Origin of the sequence: Streptomyces sp. 1331.2 (assembly GCF_900199205.1) — a bacterium.
Lineage (GTDB): Bacteria > Actinomycetota > Actinomycetes > Streptomycetales > Streptomycetaceae > Kitasatospora.
This window is the reverse complement of sequence record NZ_OBMJ01000001.1, coordinates 1,395,791-1,415,449: the sequence shown is the minus strand read 5'-3', so window position 1 is coordinate 1,415,449 and position 19,659 is coordinate 1,395,791. Positions and strand designations below refer to the sequence as shown.

The 19,659-nt window shown below is 75.8% G+C and carries 11 protein-coding genes; 6 read left to right on the top strand and 5 right to left on the bottom strand.

All coding sequences use genetic code 11. The annotated features are described in order from the left end of the window. Window positions 1-154: 154 nt before the first annotated feature. From CRP52_RS06055 to CRP52_RS06030, 6 genes are all read left to right on the top strand, one after another. Window positions 155-1,012: a DUF4132 domain-containing protein gene (locus tag CRP52_RS06055; RefSeq protein WP_373560460.1), complete on the top strand. Its 858-nt coding sequence runs from the start codon at window positions 155-157 to the stop codon at window positions 1,010-1,012. Further along, entirely contained in the window at window positions 1,009-6,165 is a 5,157-nt protein-coding gene (locus CRP52_RS06050; RefSeq protein WP_097235447.1) for a hypothetical protein, read from the top strand. Before CRP52_RS06055 ends, CRP52_RS06050 begins: the two co-directional genes overlap by 4 nt. Then, complete coding sequence (locus CRP52_RS06045) at window positions 6,162-7,340, top strand: ATP-binding protein (RefSeq protein WP_097235446.1); 1,179 nt, start codon at window positions 6,162-6,164, stop codon at window positions 7,338-7,340. Before CRP52_RS06050 ends, CRP52_RS06045 begins: the two co-directional genes overlap by 4 nt. Window positions 7,341-7,344: 4 nt before the next feature. Further along, window positions 7,345-11,193, top strand: a complete 3,849-nt coding sequence (locus CRP52_RS06040) for a vWA domain-containing protein (protein WP_097235445.1) — start codon at window positions 7,345-7,347, stop codon at window positions 11,191-11,193. A 2-nt stretch (window positions 11,194-11,195) separates the two neighbouring features. Next, window positions 11,196-13,208 (top strand): hypothetical protein, encoded by a 2,013-nt coding sequence (locus CRP52_RS06035; RefSeq protein WP_097235444.1) that lies wholly within the window; start codon window positions 11,196-11,198, stop codon window positions 13,206-13,208. Between the two features lie 101 nt (window positions 13,209-13,309). Beyond that, window positions 13,310-13,762, top strand: coding sequence for a MarR family winged helix-turn-helix transcriptional regulator (locus tag CRP52_RS06030; protein ID WP_097235443.1), 453 nt, complete (start codon window positions 13,310-13,312; stop codon window positions 13,760-13,762). A gap of 32 nt (window positions 13,763-13,794) precedes the next feature. On the opposite strand, the gene CRP52_RS06025 is transcribed toward CRP52_RS06030, so the two are convergent. The 5 genes from CRP52_RS06025 to CRP52_RS06005 all read right to left on the bottom strand — a co-directional run bounded on the left by CRP52_RS06025 (window position 13,795) and on the right by CRP52_RS06005 (window position 19,268). Further along, window positions 13,795-14,370 carry a GTP-binding protein gene (locus CRP52_RS06025; RefSeq protein ID WP_257032312.1) on the bottom strand — a complete coding sequence of 192 codons (576 nt, stop codon included), beginning with the start codon at window positions 14,368-14,370 and terminating at the stop codon, window positions 13,795-13,797. A 106-nt stretch (window positions 14,371-14,476) separates the two neighbouring features. Further along, on the bottom strand, window positions 14,477-14,860 hold the full coding sequence (locus CRP52_RS06020; protein ID WP_097235442.1) for a DUF742 domain-containing protein: 384 nt from the start codon (window positions 14,858-14,860) through the stop codon (window positions 14,477-14,479). Then, window positions 14,857-15,288: a roadblock/LC7 domain-containing protein gene (locus CRP52_RS06015; RefSeq protein ID WP_097235441.1), complete on the bottom strand. Its 432-nt coding sequence runs from the start codon at window positions 15,286-15,288 to the stop codon at window positions 14,857-14,859. The genes CRP52_RS06020 and CRP52_RS06015 overlap by 4 nt, the downstream gene beginning before the upstream one ends. Then, window positions 15,288-17,492: a sensor histidine kinase gene (locus tag CRP52_RS40370; protein WP_097235440.1), complete on the bottom strand. Its 2,205-nt coding sequence runs from the start codon at window positions 17,490-17,492 to the stop codon at window positions 15,288-15,290. The genes CRP52_RS06015 and CRP52_RS40370 overlap by 1 nt, the downstream gene beginning before the upstream one ends. 507 nt (window positions 17,493-17,999) lie before the next feature. Continuing rightward, the gene (locus CRP52_RS06005) at window positions 18,000-19,268 is read right to left on the bottom strand and encodes an acyl-CoA dehydrogenase family protein (RefSeq protein WP_373560459.1); all 1,269 of its coding nucleotides are present in this window, start codon (window positions 19,266-19,268) and stop codon (window positions 18,000-18,002) included. Window positions 19,269-19,659: the final 391 nt, after the last annotated feature.

Sequence of the window (19,659 nt, the reverse complement as noted above, 5' to 3'; positions counted from 1 at the left end):
CCTGCTCGGTCACCCGTTCGAGCGGTTTCAAATCTCCGCGCCGCCATCCACCTCCACCCCGCCCGTCGCGTTGTCAGTGGGCCTCGCTACGTTCCTCGCATCGCTGGTCAGCACGGCGATCCGACAGGTGTTCCCAGGTGGGAGGAGTACGGCCGTGGCATGGGTGGAGACGGGCGCGGGAGGGTACCGCGTCGCGCTCGACGGGGAGGGCAAGGTGGTCTGCCGGAACGCGGCGGGCCGCGCGCTCAAGTCCCTGCCGTCGAAGCTCGGTGACGACCCGGTGGTCACCCAGCTCAAGCAGCTCGCCGAGTGGCTGGCCGCGCACGAACGGAGCTGCCGGGACGACGTCGAGCGCTGGATGGTGCGCTCGCTGCCGGTGCCCGCCGCGGTGCTCACCGCCGTCTGGCCGGACGAGGCCTGGCAGGCCGTGCTGCGCGATCTGGTGGTCACCGGTGCGGACGGCTCGGTCGCCGGCTTCCTGCGCGGCGCGGACGCCGAGCGCGGCCTCGGCCTGGTCGACCTCGACGGCGACACCGTCCGCCTCACCGACGGCGAGGTCCTGATACCCCATCCCGTCCTGCTCCAGGACCTCGACGAGCTGCGCGAGTTCGCCGTCGAGCTCGGCGTCTCCCAGCGCGTCCAGCAGCTCTACCGCGAGGTCTGGCACCGGCCGGAGGAGCTGCCGGGCGGCACCGAGGTCACCACGTACGCCGGCGGCCGCTACCGCGAGCTGCGCGAGCTGGTCGGGCGCTGCGCCCGGCTCGGCTGCCGGGTCCGCGGCGGCTCCGCCGTCCAGTCGATCACCGAGGGCGGGCGCACCGTCGAGGCCCGGGTCTGGGTCGGCGACTACTACGAGTACGACGAGTGCGAGACCGGCGCGCTCAGCTGGGCGGGCCCCGACGGCCGGGCCCTGCCGCTCACCGAGGTCGGACCGGTCGCCTGGTCCGAGGGCATGCGGATGGCCGCCGCCCTGTACGCCGGCCGCACGCTCGAAGGGGAGGACACCGCATGACCGCCACCGCCACCGCCACCGCCGCCACCACCACCGCCACGGCCGCCGGGCCGTGCACCACCGGCCCGTGCACCGCTTCCGCCTCGCCCGAGGCCCTGCTCGACGCCGGCGCCGTGCTTCCGGCCGGCACCCTGCCCGAGGCCGGCCGGCCCGACAGCGCCGCCGACGTGCTCACCGCCCGCGGCTACACCCACCCCGCGCTCGACGGCCGCCGGATCGTCCGGCTGGTCCCCGGCGCGCTCGGCCGCGCCGAGGACCTCGCCGTCGAGTTCCTCGGCCTGACGCCCGACGGCGAGCCCGCCGAGGTCGGCCAGGTCCGCCAGGAGGCGCTGGGCTTCCCCGCCTGGGCCCTGGTCCACGACCCGGCCAACGGCCACCACGCGCTCGCCCTGGTCAAGGAGATGGAGCGGCTGGCCCGCCAGGCCGCCGCCAAGCCCGGCGCCGCCAAGGACGGCTTCGACGCGCTCGCCGCCCGGCTCGGCCGCGCCGTCCCGCACTTCCTGCCCACCTTCTGCGAGGAGGTCGGCCGGATCTTCCTCGGCCACGGCAACCAGACCTACGCCGCCTCGTGGTTCGGCAAGGCCCGCGAGGCCGAACGCACCCACGGCCTGACGGTGGACGAGGAGCGGCTGCGCGCCGTCTTCCTGGAGTTCGCCCTGGCCGGCGCGCTCACCGTCAAGTCCCTGCGCCAGTACGTCAAGGAGCTCGCCCAGCGGCTCGACCCGCTGACCGCCTGGCAGCGCTTCCGCCAGCTGTGCACCGAGCGCTCCGCGGCCGGCATGGCCCCGTACGCCGGGGTCGCCGAGGACGCCCGCGCGCTGATCCGGGCCGCCGGGCTGGACCGCGCCCAGCAGGAACGGTCCCTGCTCGCCGAGCTGCTGGACGCCCCGGCGGTCAACCGGGCACCCGCCGCCTTCTGGAAGTCCTGGCACGGCCCGCTGATCGAGCTCGGCAAGGCCGACGCCGCGGTCAGGGCCCGCCTGCTGGAGCTGCTGCCCGACCCGGCCGCCTCCGGCTCCGGCTCCGCCGCGCACGACACCGCCTGGCTGGAGGTCCTGGCCGCGACCGGCGCCGAGGCACTGCTCACCGGCCCCCGCCCCGAGGGCGCCGAGCCCGCCGCGGCCTGGCTCCAGCGCTGGTGCCACCACCTCGGCCGCGGCTGGCGCACCCGGCCCAGCTGCCCGGCCACCCTCGCCCTGGCCGCCCGGATGGTCGAGCGGCTGCGGGCCGACGCCGTCCCGGTGGACCTCTTCACCGGCATCCGCGCCAGCCACACCCGACTCGACCTGCTGAACCTCCTGCTGGCCGCGGGCGTCCCCGTGGCCGATCCGCCGACCGGCCTCGGCTTCGATCTGCGCGACTGGGTCCAGCAGGCCGGCCCCGACGCCGCCGCACTCGCGGCCGTCGCCGCCGACGCCCGCTACCGGCCGCTGCTGCGCCGCGCCGCCCCGCCCGCCTGGGAGACGGCCGTCACGGGCAGGGCAGCCGTCCTGCCGCTGCTGAACGAGCTGTTCGCGGAGTGGGCCGAGGACCGCGCCGACGAGCTGACCGCCGCCCGCGGCCTGGCCGGCGCCGCCGACCTGGCACGCTCGCTGAACCAGTACCGCACCGCGATCCGCACGGTCGCCCCGGCCGCCGCCGAGAAGATCGCCGCACTCGACGTCACCGGCCTGCTCGCCCGGGCCCTCGGCGCCGGCATCCTGGACGAACTCGGCTGGCCCGCTCTGGAGGCCGCGCTCGCCTCCCTCGCCGACCCACCCGCCGCCGACGCCCCGCCGGTCACCGCCCCCGGCCTGCGCACCCGCGGCCTCAGCGGCCTGCTCGTCGAGGACGCCTGGCCGAACCTGATCCTCGCCCGCCTCGACCGGGCCCTCGTGGTCGGCCCGGAGGGCATCCTGCTGGAGCACACCCTGCGGATGCCCCCGCCGAAGGAGAAGTGGAACCGGTTCCGGCTGCGCTTCGTCGACGGCGAACTGCTGGTGGTCTGGTGGGAGGACGGCAAGCAGCGGGCCTACTGGTCCGGCCGGCCGGAGGAGACCTTCGAGCCGGAAGGCAGCACCATCGCCGGCTACCACTACGGCGAGCGGTACCCGGAGGGCCCGTCAATCCCACTGCCCGGCGGTGGCCGCACCACCGGCGAGCGCCCGCTGCACCCCGGCGACACCCGGATGCCCCACGAGCACCCCGTCCTCGGCGACGGCACCGGCCACTGGACGCTGCGGCACGGCTCGGACGGCCCCGCCCTGCGCGAACTCGACCCGCTCACCGGCACCCTGGGCCGCACCGCCGAGCCGCCCCTGATCGCCGCCACCGCCTCCGCCGGCCGCCTCCTCGAAGGCAGCACCCGGCTGCTGCCACTGCAGCCCGGCCTGGAACACACCCCGCTCGGCACCGACGGCACCGTCCTCGGCAGCTGGGTCCGCACCGAGCCCGGCCGCGCCCTCACCACCTTCACCGCCGACGGGCAGCGCATCGTCCTGCCCATGCCCGGCTCCCGGCCGGACACCGTCCCGGTCGGCCGGCTCGGCCTGCCCGGCGGGGCGAGCCCGATCGTCAGCCGCTCCGGCGAGCCGCTCTTCTCCCTCAACCTGCCCGACCTCGCCGACCGTTCGGACCGCACCGCCGACCTGCGCGGCTGCACCCCGGGCGACCTCTCCGCCGCCGGCACCACCCTCGTCCCGCCGTACGAGCACTGGCACGCCCTGCGGCCCCGCGACGAGGCCGGCTCCCGGGTGTTGCGCGCCGTGACCACCGAGCAGGCCGCCCGGCTGATCGACCTCGCCTGGCCCACCGACACCCAGCCCGTCCAGGAGGCCGAGCAGCGCTGGCTGACCGTCCAGGGCGTGCGCCGCCCGCTCGCGCAGCGCGGCGAGGCCCGCAACACCCTGCCCGTCGAGGCGGTCGGCGCCGCCCTGCCCGGCATCGAACACCCACTGCTGCTCGCCGGCGTCGCCGGGATGGCCCGGGCCGCCGCCGACCTGCTCGACCGCATCGCCCGCTTCCTCCCGCAGCCGGAGGCCGAACGCCCCGGCCCGGCAGAGGCCGCCGAGTGGCGGCCCGACCACGGCAGGGACGACGAACTGCGCGACGCCGTCGGCGCCGTCCTGCCCGAAGTCGGCGGCTTCGGCAACCACTGGGGCAGCTCCGACTGCTGCCGGGTGCTCAACAACCTGCGCACCGTCAGCGCCGTGCTCGCCGCCCCGCCCGCCGCGAGCGCAGCAGGCTGGAGCACCCCGGCGAAGGTCACCCTGCGCGGCGGCGACGCCAGCCACGGCTGGCTGCACCTGCTCGGCCGGGTCGACGCCCTCGCCCACGCCGTGGCCTCCCCGCTCACCCAGCCGGCCCACCGCTCCTCGCTGGTGCTGCTGCTCGGCGAGCTCACCAGGGGCCCGCTCGCCGACCGCGGGGCCACCCTGCGGGAGATCGTCCTCAGCGAGCCCGCCGACAACGTCACGACCGGCGGCAGCGCCACGACCGCCGGCAGCGCCACGAGCAGCACCCGTCCGGCCGATCACCGCCAGGGCGAGGTGCTGCGCCACGGCGCCCGCACCGTCGTCATCCTCGGCCACCGGCGCCAGTTCTACGACGGCACGGTGCACTGGCTCGCCGTCGACCACGACCCGAGCGGCGAGTTCGGCCCCGTCGCACACTTCACCACCGTCGAGGAGCGCGGTACCGAGGAGCGGGTCTCCGCCGCCTGGGTCGCCAAGTTCTGGCGGGTCGCCGCCCTGCGCGGCAGCGTCCCGTGGGACCGGACCCGGGCCGCCGCCTTCTCCGCACTCACCGGCATCGGCACCACCCGCGCCACCCTGCTGCTCAGCCCGCCCTCCGGCCTGCTGCGCTGGGGCAACGCCGAGCTGCCCGAGGAGTACGGCTTCAAGCCCGCCGAGGTCAGGGCCGCCCAGGCGTGGCTGCGCGCACACGACCACGCCGGCATCGCCGAGGTCTGGGGCGCCCTGCTGACCGCCGACCCGAAAACGCTGTGGACCGAGGGCCCCGACCTCGCCGCCGGGGCCGAGGCCTGGATCCGGCGCTTCGGACGCCTCGTCACCCTCCCCGAGGAGGCCCAGGCCACCGTCCAGGGCGTCGCCATCACCACCATCGAAGCGGTGCTCAACCCCGCCCACACCCCGTGGCTGACCCGCACCACCACCTTCCGGCTCAGCAGCGAGGGCCTGCCCGCGCCCCGGCTCGTCCCCGAGGACCCGAGCGCGGTGCCCGGCTCCGGAGCACTGGACAAGACCCTCGACGCCCTGCGCTGGCTCGCCTACCACCTGCCCGCCGACAGCCCGCTGCGCCCGCTGCTGCCCCGGGCCGCCACCGCGCTGCGCGAGCGCCTGGCCGACCCGGAGCTGCTGCTCGACGTCGACCTCCTGCGCACCACCAAGGGCGCCCCGCTCTCCGCCGTACTGCGCACCCACTTCGGTCTGCCCGCCGAGGGCGGAGCCGACCCGGACGGCCTGGTCCGCTGCGGCCCGGCACTCGTCCTCACCCCGGAGCACGAGCAGTACGAGCGGGTCTGGCTGCGCCCGGCCGCCCTCACCGGCCCGGACGACCCGCTGCTCGAACTGCTCGACGGGCTCTCCGACAGCTACTGGTTCACCGTGGAACGCGGGGCCATCGCATCCGTCCTGCGCGGCGAACCGGAGCGGCTGGCCGCCCCCGCCGCGGTGGAGACGGCCGACGGCGAAGGACCGGCCTGGCTGCAGAACCCGCAGCTGTCCGCCCCCGGGCTGGTCGCCGAGGTCTCCCGCACCCACGGACTGGGCGAGGACGCCGCCGCCCTCTACCTCCAGCTGCTCGCCCTGCCCGACCCCACCGACCGCAACGCCGCCCGCTGGACGGGCTGGAAGCCCGCCCGGCTGAAGCGGGCCCGCGCCGAACTCGCCGCCACCGCCCTGGTGCTGGAGGCCAAGCGGTCCCGGGCCGGCCGCGGCCTCTTCCTGCCCGGCGGCTGGCAGGAGGCCAAGGCCCCCGCCCTCCCGGCCGAGACCTGGAAGGCCGCCCTGTACGAACGGTCCACCCACCGCCCCGTGCTGGCGCCCCTGCCCGTCCCCGAGCTGTTCGCCCGGGCCTGGCAGCGCACCGTCGACGGCGACGCCCCCAGATACGAAGAGCTCCAGACCGGCAAGCGCAGGAAGGCCCGCCGATGACCGCCACCAAGACCACCACCGCAGGCACCACCGCCGCCGGCACCGTCCCCGTCCCCGTGGACCGGCAGACCGTCCCGCCCGAGGAGAAGTACGCCGCCGAACTGGAGTTCCTGGCCGCGCACGACAGCGGCCCCCGCCCGCCCGGCTGGCGCCTCACCCCGCGCGCCGTCGTCACCTTCGTGATGGGCAGCGACGGCGAGAAGCTCAAGGCCGGGCGCAAGAGCCTGGCCATCGAGCCCAAGTTCGTCGGCGAGCGGGCGCTGGTGGAGCGCTGCGTCGTCACCCTCGCCGGGGAGCGCGGCCTGCTGCTCGTCGGCGAGCCCGGCACCGCCAAGTCCATGCTCTCCGAACTGCTCGCCGCCGCCGTCTGCGGCACCAGCGCGCTCACCGTCCAGGGCACCGCCGGCACCACCGAGGAACAGCTCAAGTACGGGTGGAACTACGCCCTGCTGCTCGCCAAGGGGCCCAGCCGCGACGCCCTCGTCCCCTCCCCGGTGCTCACCGCGATGACCACCGGCGCGGTCGCCCGGGTCGAGGAGGTCACCCGCTGCCTGCCCGAGGTGCAGGACGCCCTGGTCTCCCTGCTCTCCGAACGGCGCATCGCCGTCCCCGAGTTGGCGGGCGGCCCGGACGGACAGCTGCACGCCGCCGCCGGCTTCACCCTGATCGCCACCGCCAACCTGAGGGACAAGGGCGTCAGCGAGATGTCCGCGGCCCTCAAGCGGCGGTTCAACTTCGAGACCGTCGGCCCGATCGGCAGCCTCGCCGCCGAGGTCGAGCTGGTCCGGCGCCAGTCCACCGTGTCCGTCGCCCGGGCCGGCGCCGCCTACGCGGTGGACGACGCCGTCCTGGAGGCCCTGGTCACCGCCTTCCGCGACCTGCGCACCGGCCGCTCCACCGAGGGCTGGGACGTCGAGCGCCCGTCCACCGTGATGAGCACCGCCGAGGCCGTCTCCGTCGCCACCGCGCTCGGCGTCACCGCCGCCTACCTGCCCGACGGCGGCGACCTGCTCGGCCGCCTCCCCGGCCAACTCCTCGGCGTGGTCCGCAAGGACGACCCGGCCGACGCCGCCCGGCTGCTCGGCTACTGGGACGGCCCGGTCCGCCGCCGCGCCGAACAGGGCGCCGCCACCTGGCGCACCCTGTGGGACCTCCGTTCGGCGCTGGAGGGCTGAGCCGATGAGCAGCGCGGTGACTCCCCTCCCGGACGACGCGGACCGGACGGTACGGGCCGAGGCCGAACGACTGGCCGCCTCCGGCACCGACCGCCCCGGGCCCTACCTGATCGGCGTGCGCCACCACGCGCCGTCCCTGAGCGCGGTCGTCCCCGCGCTGCTCGACGCCGCCCGGCCGGAGGCGGTGCTGGTCGAACTGCCGGCCGAGTTCCAGTCCTGGCTCGGCCTTCTCGCGGACGAGGCCACCGAAGCCCCGGTCGCCCTAGCCGCCGCCCCGGCCGGTCCCGAGGAGGCTGGCCGGGCCGACGGGAGGGGCGGGCCCGACGGGAGGGGCGGGCTCGCCTTCTACCCCTTCGCCGACTTCTCCCCGGAACTCGCCGCCCTGCGCTGGGCCCGGCGCAACGGTGTGGAGGCCATCGCCTGCGACCTCCCGCTCGCCCACCGCACCACCCGGGCCGGGGCGGCGGCCAACGCGGCCAACGCGGCCAAGACGGCCAGGGCGTCCGGGACGCCCGGCGTCGCCGACGCGCTGCGCCACCGCCTCACCGGCCGCGACTCCGACGAGGACCTGTGGGACCGGCTGGTCGAGACCGCCGCCCCCGGCTCCACCCCCGAAGCCGTCCGGCGCGCCGCCCTGCTCGTCGGCTGGGCACTGCGCCACGACGCCGAGGACGGCCCCGGCGTCGACCCGTACGACCTGCGCCGGGAGGCCTGGATGCGCGCCCGCATCCGGGCCGCCTCGGCCGGCGGGCGCCGGATCGCCGCCGTGGTCGGCGCCTTCCACGCCCCCGCCCTGCTGGACGGCCCGCTCGCCACCGAGGAACCGCCGCACCCGGGCGACCCCGGCCACGTCCTCTCCCTGATCCCCTACACCTACCCGCTGCTCGACGCCCGCTCCGGCTACCCGGCGGGCATCCGCGACCCGGAGTGGCAGCACACCGTCCTCGACGCCGGCGGCGACCCCGATCGCCTCGCCCAGGCCCTCACCACCACCGCCGTCCGGATCTGCGCCGCCCTGCGCACCCAGGACCACCCCAGCGGTCCCGCAGACGCCCGTGAGATCGTCCGCCTGGCCGGCGACCTCGCCCGGCTGCGCGGTCACGCCGCCCCCGGCCGCGGCGAACTGATCGAGGCGGTGCAGACCGTCCTCGCCCAGGGCGAACCGCTCGGCCGCGGCCGGGCCGTCGCCCGCGCCCTCGAACAGGTCCTGATCGGCACCCGCACCGGCCGCCCCACTCCCGCCGCCCCGCGCAGCGGACTCGCCCCGGCCGTAGAAACCCTGCTCGCCGACCTCGGCCTGCCCGGCCCCACCGACCCAGGCCCCCGCGACCTGCGCCTCGACCCGCTGCGCAGCCCGCTCGACAGCCGCCGCGAGATCCTGCTCCACCGCCTCGCCGCCTGCGAGGTCCCCTACGCCGACCCCGTCGCCACCACCGGCGCCGGCGGCACCGAAACCCTCGGCACCCGCTGGCGCCTCGAATGGACCCCCGCCACCGCCGCCATGCTCACCGTCGCCGGCACCCGCGGCGTCACCCCCGCCCAGGCCGCCGAAGGCGCCCTGCGCGCCCGCCTCACCGACCACCCCACCCCGCGCGAAACCATCGACGGCCTCACCGCCGCCGCCTCCTGCGCCCTCCCGAACCTCACCGACACCCGCCTCACCCAACTCACCACCACCCTCCCCACCTCGGCCACCCTCCCCGAACTCCTCGAAGCCCTCGCCCTCCTGGACCGCCTCACCGCAGGCCACTTCCCCGGCTACACCCCGAAGGGGGAGGGCGAGAGCCCCGGCCGTGAACCGCTGCCAACCTGGTCCGGCGCCGGGGCAATCGCGGCACCCTCCGCAGCGGCCCCGCTCCCCGGTGGAGGCGGGCGCTCGGCCGCCTCGGCCGCGACAGCTGCACAGGGCGTTCCCGGCAGCCCCACACGTTCCCAGGCTGTCGGCCCGGTCGGCGCCGCGCCGTCCGCCGGCCCGGCCGCCGCCGAGGCCGCAGGACCGTCGCCGACCACGGCGGCGGATCCCGCGAGTCCCGCCGCCCCGACCGGTCGGTCGGTCGCGGCCGGGGAGGTTCTGACGGTTGCTGCGGTGCGGCAGTTGGAGGGGCTGGGCGGGTCGGATGATCCGCAGGACGCGCGGGCGTTGGTGGAGTTGGTGCGGCGGGCGGATCGGCTGGGCGGGGTGCGGTTGGCGTACGTCCTGGCCGAACTCGCCGAGCGGGGAAGCCCGTTGGTGCGGGGTGCGGCCGGGGCGGTGCGGGTGCTGCTCGGGCAGGAGCCGGCCGGGGCGTTGGGCGGTCGGGCGGCCTCGTGGGTGGACGGCGCGACCGGTCCGGAGGCGCGGCATGCGCTCGGCCGGGTACTGGTCGGGCTGCTGACGGCGGCGGAAGGGCTGTTCGACTCCGCGCCGGAGGCGCTGGAACCGGTGCTGGAGCGGGTCACCTCGCTGCCGGACGGCGCGTTCCTGGACCGGCTGCCCGCGCTGCGCGGCGGCTTCGACACGCTCAGCCCGGCCGCCCGCGACCGGTTGCTGGCACTGGTCGAGGAGCGCCTGGGCGCCCGGCTCACCGCGCTGCCCGAGGAGGTCGGCCCGGCCGTGATCGCCGGCTGGGTCCGGGCGGACCTCGCCGCCCGCGCGGCGCTGGCCCGTCGCGGCCTGCTGCCCCCGGTGCCCCCGGTGTCCCCGCCCGCCGAGCCGACCCCGTCCGCCGAGCCGACCCCGGCTCCCGAGGTCGCAGGCCCGGCGGCGGGCCACGCCCTCGCGCCCGCCGAACGCTGGCGGCTGCTCCTCGGTCGCCCCGGCAGCTGCGGCCTGAGCGGCCGAGGCGCCCGACTCGCCACCGCCCTGGACGAGTTGTACGGCAGCGGCCACGGCGAGGGCTCCGGCCCGGGCCTGGGGAGCCGGGGCGGCCGCGAGGCGCCGTATCCGGGTGTGCGCGAATGGGCGGAGGAGCTGGAGTCGCTGTTCGGGCCGGGGCTCCGGGAGGAGGTGCTGGCCGCCGCCGTCGCGCAGGGCCGTGCCGACGTCCTGGAGGCGATCGACCCGTCCGCCGTCCGACCGTCCGTCGACCTGTTGCGCGCCGTACTGGAGCACGCGGGCGGCCTGCCCGAGGCCCGGGTGGCCCGGCTGCGCCCGCTGGTGCGCCGCCTGGTGGAGGAGTTGACCCGCGCCCTGTCGTCCAGGCTGCGCCCGGCGCTGACCGGGATCACCGTGCCCCGCCCGTCCCGCCGCCCGGGCGGCCGGCTGGACCTGGACCGGACGATCCGGGCCAACCTCGCGACCGCCCGTCCCTCGCCGGAGGGCGGCACCCTGATCGTGCCCGAGCGCCCGGTGTTCCGGACCAGGGCGCAGCAGGCCAACGACTGGCGGCTGATCCTGGTCGTGGACGTGTCCGGGTCGATGGAGGCCTCGACGATCTGGGCGGCGCTGACGGCCTCGATCCTGGCCGGGGTGCCCTCGCTGAGCACCCACTTCCTCGCGTTCTCCACCGAGGTCGTCGACCTGACGGAGCGGGTGGAGGATCCGCTGAGCCTGCTGCTGGAGGTCCGGATCGGCGGCGGTACCAGCATCGCGACCGGGCTGCGCTACGCCCGGGAGCTGGTGACGGTGCCCTCCCGCACGCTGGTCGTGGTGGTCAGCGACTTCGAGGAGGGCGGGCCGGTGGCCGGGTTGCTGGCCCAGACCCGGGCGCTGGTGGACTCCGGTGTGCACGTGCTGGGCTGCGCGGCGCTGGACGACACCGGGACGGCCCGCTATTCGAAGGCGGTCGCGAGCCGACTGGTCGCGGCCGGCATGCCCGTGGCGGCGTTGAGCCCGCTGGAACTGGCCCGCTGGGTGGGGGAGAAGGTGCGATGAGCATGACCGCGCGGACGAACGACTGGCCGGCTGTCCGGCCCGAGGTGGTGGCCGAGGTGGTGGCCGGGCTGAGCGCCCGGCTGCAGAAGCGGCTGGACGGTGCGGCGGCGAAGCTGGCGGAGCGTCCGGTGTCGCGCGACGGTGACCAGTGGCGGGTGGAGGTGGACGAGGAGACGGTGCTCGTCCTGCGCGCCCCGGGTGGGACGGTCGCCGACCCGGTGGACGTCCGTTGCGGGTGTCTGCTCGCCCCGGCCTGCGTGCACCGGGCCGCGGCCGTCACCCTCTGCCCGCTCGCCGAGGCGGCGGATCCGCCGGAGGCTCCCGAACCTCCCGCAGCCTCCGAATCCGGCGCAGCCCCGGGAGCTCCCGAAACCTCGGAAGCGTCGGCGCCTGCCCCCGCCACGCCCGCCCCCGCCACGCCCGCCGCTGCCGGGCTCACCGCCGCCGAGCTCGCCGCAGCCCGGCACCTGCACCGGGCTGCGGCCACCGTGCTGGCCGCCGGGGTGGGCGGCGCGGGCGCCGTCGTCCAGGCCGAACTCCTGCGTGCCGCCCACCGGGCGCGGCTCGCGGGTCTGCACCGGCCGGCCGCGGCGGCCGTCGCCGTGGTGGCGCGGGTACGGGCAGGGCGGTCCGGTGCCCCCGACCACCGCTTGGCGGACCTGGTGGCCGGTCTGCGCGAACTGCTCGGCCTCACCACCGCACTCACCGCCGCCGGAACCGCCACCGCCGCCGGCACCGCCACCGTCACCGGCACCGCTGCCGTCACCGGTACCGAAACAACCACCACCACCGGCCCGGTCGCGGAGCTGCGCGGCACCGCGCGCCAGACCTACCGGGAGGAGGGCGGCCTGCGGCTCTACGGGCTGTTCGCCGAGCCGGTGCTGACGGCCACCCACGCGGGCGCGGTCAGCTGGGCGGTGGACGCCGACGGGCGGCTCAGCACCATCGCCGAGGTGCTGCCGCACGAGGACGCGGCGGCGGCCGCGCCGCAGGCGGTCGGCGCGGGCAACCGGACGGTCCGGCTGGGCGACACCGCGCTCAGCCACCGCGAGTTCAGCCGCGCCGGGCTGGCCGTCCAGGGCGCGACCAGGTCCGCCGCCGGCCGGCTGGGCGCCGGTGCGGCCGTCCGGGCGGTCCGTGCGTCGGGTACGGCGTGGGCGGCGGAGCCGGCGGCCCGGCTCTGGTCCGTACCGGCGTCCGTCCAGGTGGCGCGGGCGCTCGCGGCGCAGGACGTGCCGTACGAGAGTCGGCCGGCGGGCAGCGACCTGCTGTTCCTGGACGTCACGCTGCTGGGTCCGGCGCCGAGCGGCCCGGGCGGGGTGCCGCAGTTGCTGGCGCGGTGCCGGGACGGCGGCCCGGTGCTCGCCCTGCGCGCGGCGCACGAACACCCCGGGCTGCCGTTCCGGGCGAACCTCGCGCTGCTCGCCACCGCGCCCGGCCTGAAGCTGCGGGTGATCGGCCGGCTGGAGCGCGTGGACCGTCCGGAGCTGCGACTGCTCGCCCTCGGCACGCCCCCGGACGACTCCGAGCCGCTTGCCCTCCCGGCCGACCGGGCGGGCCGGGTCAACCTCGGTCTCGAACGCCTCCAGACCGCCGACCTGCCGGTCCCCGACACAGCCCCTGACACAGCCCCCGCCCCGGCGCCAGCCCCCGACTCCGCCCCGGACACGGCCCCGGTCCCCGGCAGTGCGGAGCTCCCCGCGCCGTACGGCCCGCCCGTGCACGTGCTGGGCCGCCGGGTGGAGCAGACGGTCACCACCGGTCGGCACGCCCTCGCCCCGGGCGGGGCCACGGCGGCGGCCGACCGCGGCCTGCTGCGCGCCGCGGGGCTGGCCACCGCCGCCGAACTGCTGGACGGCTTGCGGGCTGCCGCGGCGGACCAGCGGCGTGACGTGTTCGGCCGCATCGTCGCGGATGACCACGAGGCCTTCGCCACCGCCTGGTTGGCGGCCGCCTGGTACACCGAGGAGCTGGCCACGGCGTTGTGCGCGGCGGCCTGGGCCGGGGAGGGGTGAGCCACGGGTCCGAAGTAGTTGCAGCGTCCGGTAATCCGCGCGGCTGGCATACTTGGGGCGGAGATCCCGATCATGCAGTGCAGCGGAAGGGAAGGCGCGCCATGGGAATTCGCGACGACGCGGCCGAGGTCCGGGCCCGCGGCTGGCGCACGCTCGCCGCGCTGCACGGGATGATCGACACCGCGCTGGAGAAGGCGCTCCAGGCCGATCACAAGCTCTCGGTGGTCGAGTACACGGTGCTGGACGCGCTCTCGCGCCAGGACGGCTGGCACATGCGGATGCAGCAGCTGGCCCGTGCGGCGGCGCTGAGCAGCAGCGCGACCACCCGGCTGGTGAGCCGTCTGGAGGATCGGGGCCTGCTCTGCCGCTACCTCTGCGCGGACGACCGGCGCGGCATCTACACCGAGTTGACCGAGGAGGGCCGTGCTCTGCTGGCGGCCGTCCGCCCGGTGCACGACACCACCCTGGAGTCGATCCTGGCGCAGGCCACCGAGGTCCCCGAACTGGCCCCGCTGGTCGGCTCGCTCGCGGTGCTCGACCCGGCCCAGGCCTGAGCCCGGAGCATCGGGACCTCAGCGCGGCGCCCTCAGCGCAGGCCGGCGCTGAGGGCGTCCCGGTGCACCCGGTCGAGCAGGGCGAGCAGCAACTCCTTGCTGGAGGCCCGGTCGCGGACGTCGCAGAGCACGACCGGGACCTCAGGGCCGAGGTCGAGGGCGTGCCGGACCTCCTCCGGGGTGGCCTCGCGGCGACCGTGGAAGCAGTTGACGCCGATGGCGAACGGGATACCGCGCTGCTCGAAGAAGTCCACGGCGGCGAAGCTGGATTCCAGCCGTCGGGTGTCGGCGAGGACGATCGCCCCGAGGGCGCCGAGCGCGAGGTCGTCCCACATGAACCAGAACCGGAACTGCCCCGGCGTGCCGAAGAGGTAGAGCACCAGGTCCTCGCGGACGGTGATCCGCCCGAAGTCCATGGCGACCGTGGTGGTGGACTTGTCCTGGACGCCGTCGAGGCTGTCCACCCCGATGCTGGCGCGGGTCATCCGCTCCTCGGTCTGCAGCGGTTCGATCTCGCTGACCGAGCCGACCATGGTGGTCTTCCCGACGCCGAAGCCGCCGGCGACGAGGATCTTGACCGCGCCGGGCACCAGGCTCTGGGTCGTCAATTCGGGTCTCCTGGAAGGGGATCGGGGAGAGCGGGGAGAGCAGGGAGAGCGGGGGAGAACAAGGGCGAGCGGGGAGAACGCGGGTTACGGACGCGCGGCCCGCCGGTCAGAGCCGTCGGACGCCCTCGATCACGGCCTGGATCAGCGAGATGTCCGGCGCCTCGGCGAGCTGGACGGGGGCGCGGGTGAGGATCAGCCGGGCCTCGGCCAGGTCGTCCAGCAGCACCTTGACCACGCTGACCGGCAGGTCGAGCGTGGCCGCGATCTCGGCCACGGCCAGCGGGCGTTCGCGGCACAGGTCGATGATCGCGGCCGGTTCGGGCGTGAGCCGGGTGGTGTCGGTGCGCGGGTCGGCGGTGACCACCAGGGTGATCAGCGCGAACCCGTCACGGACCGGGCCGGTGCGCCCGTTGGTGATCGCGTAGGGGCGGACCAGGTGGCCGGCGTCCTTGTCGTAGAACCAGCCCTCGTCGGCGTCGGCGGTGGTCACGCACCGCCACCCGCGCCGGCCTGGCCGGCGTCGCTGCGCGGCGCCGCGGTGAGGTACTGGCCGACCTGCTTGACCAGCATGTTGATCTCGTAGGCCATCAGGCCGGCGTCCACCTGCTCGCTGGTGAGGACGGCGAGCCGGGCGCCCTGTCCGGCGGTGGTGACGAAGAGGAACAGCTGGTCCATCTCGACCACGGTCTGCCGGACCCGTCCCCCGTTGAAGCGGTGCCCGACGCCCCGGGCCAGGCTCTGCAGGCCGGAGGCGACGGCGGACAGGTGCTCGGCGTCGGCGCGGTCGAGGCCCTGGTCCATGCCGACCAGCAGGCCGTCCTCGGACAGGACGATGGCGTGCTGGGTCTCGGGTACCCGCGCCACGAGCTGGTCCAGCAGCCAGTTGAGGTCGCGCTGGGCTTCGGTGTGCTGCGTCATCACTGCTGTTCCTTGGCTTCCTGAGCGGCGGAGGCTTCCTGAGCGGCGGAAGGTGCGGCCGGGGTGTTCGGGGCGGCGGGCGAGGCGGTACTGCCCGGTTCGGTGCCGGCCGCGCGGGCGGTCCGGGTGCCGCGCTGGATGGCGGCCATGGTGGCGCGGGAGCGCTGCGGCGAGGGGTCGTCGGCGTCGCTGTCGGTGTCGGCGCCGCCGTAGCGGGGCGCGGCGGGGGCGGCCGGTCCGGCAGGTGCGGTCGGCGTCGCGGCGGGGTGGCCGACGGACGGCAGCAGCATGGCGCCGGGCGCGTGGGCCTCGCGAAGTTGTTCGGCGAGGCTGGCGTTGCGGACCCGCTGCGGCAGGATCCGCGGGGTGCGCAGTTCGCCGTCCGGGCCGTGCGCCACGCGGTCCTCCTGCGGGCGTTCGTGGGTGGGCGCGGAGCGGTCGGCGGGGACTCCGTCGAAGGGCACCGCGGCCGGCTCGGCCGCCGGACCGCTGACGGGACCGCTGCCCGGACCACTGCACGCAGCGCCGAGCGGGCCGCCCTCCGGCAGGCCGCCGTCCACCGGACCGTCCGGTGACGCGTCGCCCGGGAGGTCGTACGGGCGCGGCAGGCTGGGCCGGGGGACGACCACGGCACCGGGCAGTCCGGGGATCTGGGCGCCGACCGGCAGGCCGCCGTTGACGGGCGTGACCGCCCCGCCCTCCGGCAGGCCGCCGTCCACCGGAGCACCGTCCACCGGAGCACCGCCCACCGGAGCGCCACCGCTCAGACCACCGCCGACCGGAGCGCCACCGTCCTCCAGCAGCCCGCCGTCCGGCAGCAGCCCCTCCGCGGCAGCGCCCTCACCCGGCGGCGTCTGCGGAGCGGCAGACCCGGCCGGGCCGGTGCCCAGCAGCCCGCCGAGCACCCCGGACAGCGCCCCCGACAGCGCCCCCGACAGCGCCCCGTCCACGTCCCCGATCACGTCCCCGAGGCCCCCGACCTCCGGCGCCCCGCCGCCCCCCGGCGTCCGGGCCCCGGGCGCCGGGGTCCGGGTGACCCGGGCGCCGGACGGCAGTCCGGGCACCGCGGCCGGCTGTTCGGGCTGCTCCAGCAGCACCGAGGGCACCAGCACCACGGCCCGGGTGCCGCCGTACGGCGAGGGCCGCAGGGTGACCTGGATGTCGTGCCGGGCGGCCAGTCGCGCGACGACGAACAGGCCGAGCCGCAGGTCGTCGCCGAGCGCGGAGACGTCCAGCTCGGGCGGGTTGGCCAGGTACTCGTTGAGCCGCTCGTACTCCTCCCCGGTCATGCCGAGGCCGCGGTCCTCGACCTCGACCGCCAGGCCCTTGGGCACCTCCTGCGCGGAGACCTGCACCTGGGTGTACGGCGGGGAGAAGGTGGTGCCGTTCTCGATCAGTTCCGCGATCAGGTGGATCACGTCGGCGACGGCCTGCCCGCTGAGCGAGGCCCGGGGCACGCCCTGGACGACGACGCGGGCGTAGTTCTCGGTCTCGGAGACGGCGCTGCGCAGCACGTTGACCATGGGTACGGCGTTGCGCCAGCGGCGGGCGGGCAGCGCGCCGCCGAGGATGACCAGGTTCTCGGCGTTGCGCCGCATCCGGGTGGCCAGGTGGTCGACCGCGAACAGCTCGCGCAGCAGCTCGGGTTCCTCGTGCTCGCGCTCCAGTGCGTCCAGCATGCTGATCTGTCGGTGGATCAGGATCTGGGTGCGGCGGGCGATGTTGAGGAAGACCTTCTTCGTCCCCTCGCGGCCCTGGGCCTGGTGGACGATGGCGGCGACGGCGGCCTGGCGGACGGCGGCGAGGCCGTCGGCGGTCTGCTGGACCTCGTCGCCGACTCGGCGGGAGGGCGCCCAGGCGGGCGGGGTGGGCACCGGTTCTCCGGCGCGCAGCCGCCCGACGACGTCGGGGATCTCCTGCTGGGCGAGCGAGAGGATGTCGGCGCGCAGTCCGGACAGCCGGCCGGAGAGCGCCCGGGCGGCGCGGATGCCGCGGATCAGGCTGACCAGCAGGACGACGGCGACGACCACGGTGCCGGCCGCCAGCGCGGTGCGCTGTCCGGCGTCGCGCAGCAGGTAGGCGGCGTAGCCCCAGGCGGCGGCGAGGCCCAGGCTGGGGACCAGGACGAGGGCGAGCAGCGAGCTGCGGAGGGAGCCGGACCGGCCGGCGCGGTGGCCCGTGCGGGGGGCCGATATGCCTGGCATCTGATTCCTTGGTGCAGGGCCGAGTTGCAGGCCGGGTCACGGGTCCGAACGGCGGTCGGCCCGTGTGGCCCGGGCGGGTTTCGGGGTGCCGAGGCCGGGTTCGCCGGACATGGTGACGCGGTGTCACCGCCCGGGCGAGTACAGCCATGGCCGCCGACGGCAGGAAACCTATCAGTCCCAGGTGCCCTTATCGCAACATCAACTGACGATATGTAAAAGGCTGATGACCGCGGGTGGCTCGCCCGGCCGGGGCGTTCGTGGACACATCGCAGCAGCTCAGAACCTCCGCCACCAAGGGCGGACGGCCCCCCGGGAGGCGGGGTGCGCCTCCCGGAGAGCCGTCAGGAACAGGTCAAAAACGGTCGCCCGATCATCTGCTGAAGATTCGCCGGATCGACCAGAGGGTCGGATCAGCAGGACCAGCAGGACCAGCAGGACCAGCAGGACCAGCGGGACCAGCAGGACCAGCAGGAACGCAGGAACAGCGGGGCCGGCAGATCCGCCCGCTCAACTCGCCAGCGGTATCCGGACCACCCGCGCGCCCGCGTCCTCCCGGCCCCGGGCCTCCCGCTGGTTGAGCTCGGTCCACGCCCAGCTCGCCAGGTCGGACAGTTCGGCCGACCACTGCTTGCCGTAGGTCCCCGAGGCGACTTGGCCGAGCCGCAGCCGCTGCACGTCCGAGGTGCCGGCCGGGGCGTAGAGATGGGTGGCGTCGCGCAGGTAGCGGATGATGTTGAACTCCTCCTGCGTGCCGCGGGCGGCCAGGATCTCCATCGCGGTGCGCGCCGAGTCCATCGCGTACTCGGTGTTGACGAGCTTGGCGTTCATCAGCTCGGCGTCGCAGGGCTTGCCGTTGTCGAGCAGGTGCGACGCGTGGTACGCGGCGAGCTTGGCGATCATCAGCTTGGACTGCATCTCGCCCAGCTTCAGTGCCACGCTGTTGAGTTGGTTGAGCGGCTCGCCGTACAGCACCCGCTCCTCGGCGTACCGCACGACGTCCTCGACGATCGCGACGTGGATGCCGAGCGCGACGGCGCCCAGGTTGAGCCGGCCGTACAGGGTGGAGGAGGAGTAGGCGACGTCGAGCCCCTGCCCCTCCTCGGCCAGCCGGTTGCGGGCCGGGATGCGGCAGTCCTCGAAGACCAACTCGCCGAAGCTGAAGCCGTGCAGGCCGCCCTGGTTGCCGAGTTCACCGGCCCGGAAGCCGGGGCGGTCGCTCTCCACCAGGAAGGCGGACAGGCCCCGGCTGCCCTTGCCGGTGCGGAGGACCACGCCGTGGACGTCGCCGATGTGGGAGTTGCCGACGAACCACTTGCGTCCGTTCAGCACGTACTCGTCGCCCTCGCGGCGGGCGGTGCCGGTCATGCCGAGCACGTGGCCGCCCGACTCGGGCTCGGTGACGGCGATGGTCGGCAGGGACTCGCCGGAGGCGAACTTCGGCAGCCACTTGCGGCGTTGGGCGTCCGAGCCGAAGTGGATGACCTTGGCGACGCCGAGCTGCGAGGCCTGGGCCACGGCGCCCATCGCGCCGCTGACCCGGGCCAGTTCCTCCACGATGATGGTCTTGCCGAGATGACCCAGCCCCAGGCCGCCGAACTCCTTGGGGATGGTCACGCCGATCCATCCCCGCCGGGCGATCTCCCGCGAGAGTTCGAACTCGACCTTCCGGTCGGCCTCCATGCGGGCCACCTGAGGACGCACTTCCTTCTCCGCGAACTCACGGACCTCCGCCCGGAGGCTCTCGTGCCGCTCGTCGGTGAAGTAGTCCATCGCCATTGCTGGGGTCCTCTCGTTGCCGTGGTGTCGTGCCTCCGTTCGTGCCGTCGATGCCGCTCCGGCCGCCCTCCGAGGGGACTGGGTGGATTGTGGGGGTCGGCGGCCGATCGCTCCCGTGCAACCGGTGCATGCGGACTCTGGAACGGCCCCTCCCGGGGAGGGCAATACCGTCCGTGTCTTCGGCAGGGCTCATTGTCATATGGGGACACCCGTTCCATGTCGGTTGATCTTGGATTGGCGGGATTCGGAGCCCCCGTTCCGCCCACGGGTTTCACCCGCAGGCCGGGTGGGAAACGATCTTCGCCCACATCGCGACCCCGTGAGCGGCCGTTCACATGCTGCTTTGACTGTTCATCAGCAGGTTCAGTGGCCGGTACCGGTAGCACCGAAC

What these genes read in the sequence shown, in the direction of transcription:
- CRP52_RS06050 (WP_097235447.1), top strand. Translation starts at nt 1,009, where the DNA reads ATGACCGCCACCGCCACCGCCACCGCCGCCACCACCACCGCCACGGCC.
- CRP52_RS06045 (WP_097235446.1), top strand. Translation starts at nt 6,162, where the DNA reads ATGACCGCCACCAAGACCACCACCGCAGGCACCACCGCCGCCGGCACC.
- CRP52_RS06040 (WP_097235445.1), top strand. Translation starts at nt 7,345, where the DNA reads ATGAGCAGCGCGGTGACTCCCCTCCCGGACGACGCGGACCGGACGGTA.
- CRP52_RS06035 (WP_097235444.1), top strand. Translation starts at nt 11,196, where the DNA reads ATGACCGCGCGGACGAACGACTGGCCGGCTGTCCGGCCCGAGGTGGTG.
- CRP52_RS06030 (WP_097235443.1), top strand. Translation starts at nt 13,310, where the DNA reads ATGGGAATTCGCGACGACGCGGCCGAGGTCCGGGCCCGCGGCTGGCGC.
- CRP52_RS06015 (WP_097235441.1), bottom strand. Translation starts at nt 15,288, where the DNA reads ATGACGCAGCACACCGAAGCCCAGCGCGACCTCAACTGGCTGCTGGAC.
- CRP52_RS40370 (WP_097235440.1), bottom strand. Translation starts at nt 17,492, where the DNA reads ATGCCAGGCATATCGGCCCCCCGCACGGGCCACCGCGCCGGCCGGTCC.
- CRP52_RS06005 (WP_373560459.1), bottom strand. Translation starts at nt 19,268, where the DNA reads ATGGCGATGGACTACTTCACCGACGAGCGGCACGAGAGCCTCCGGGCG.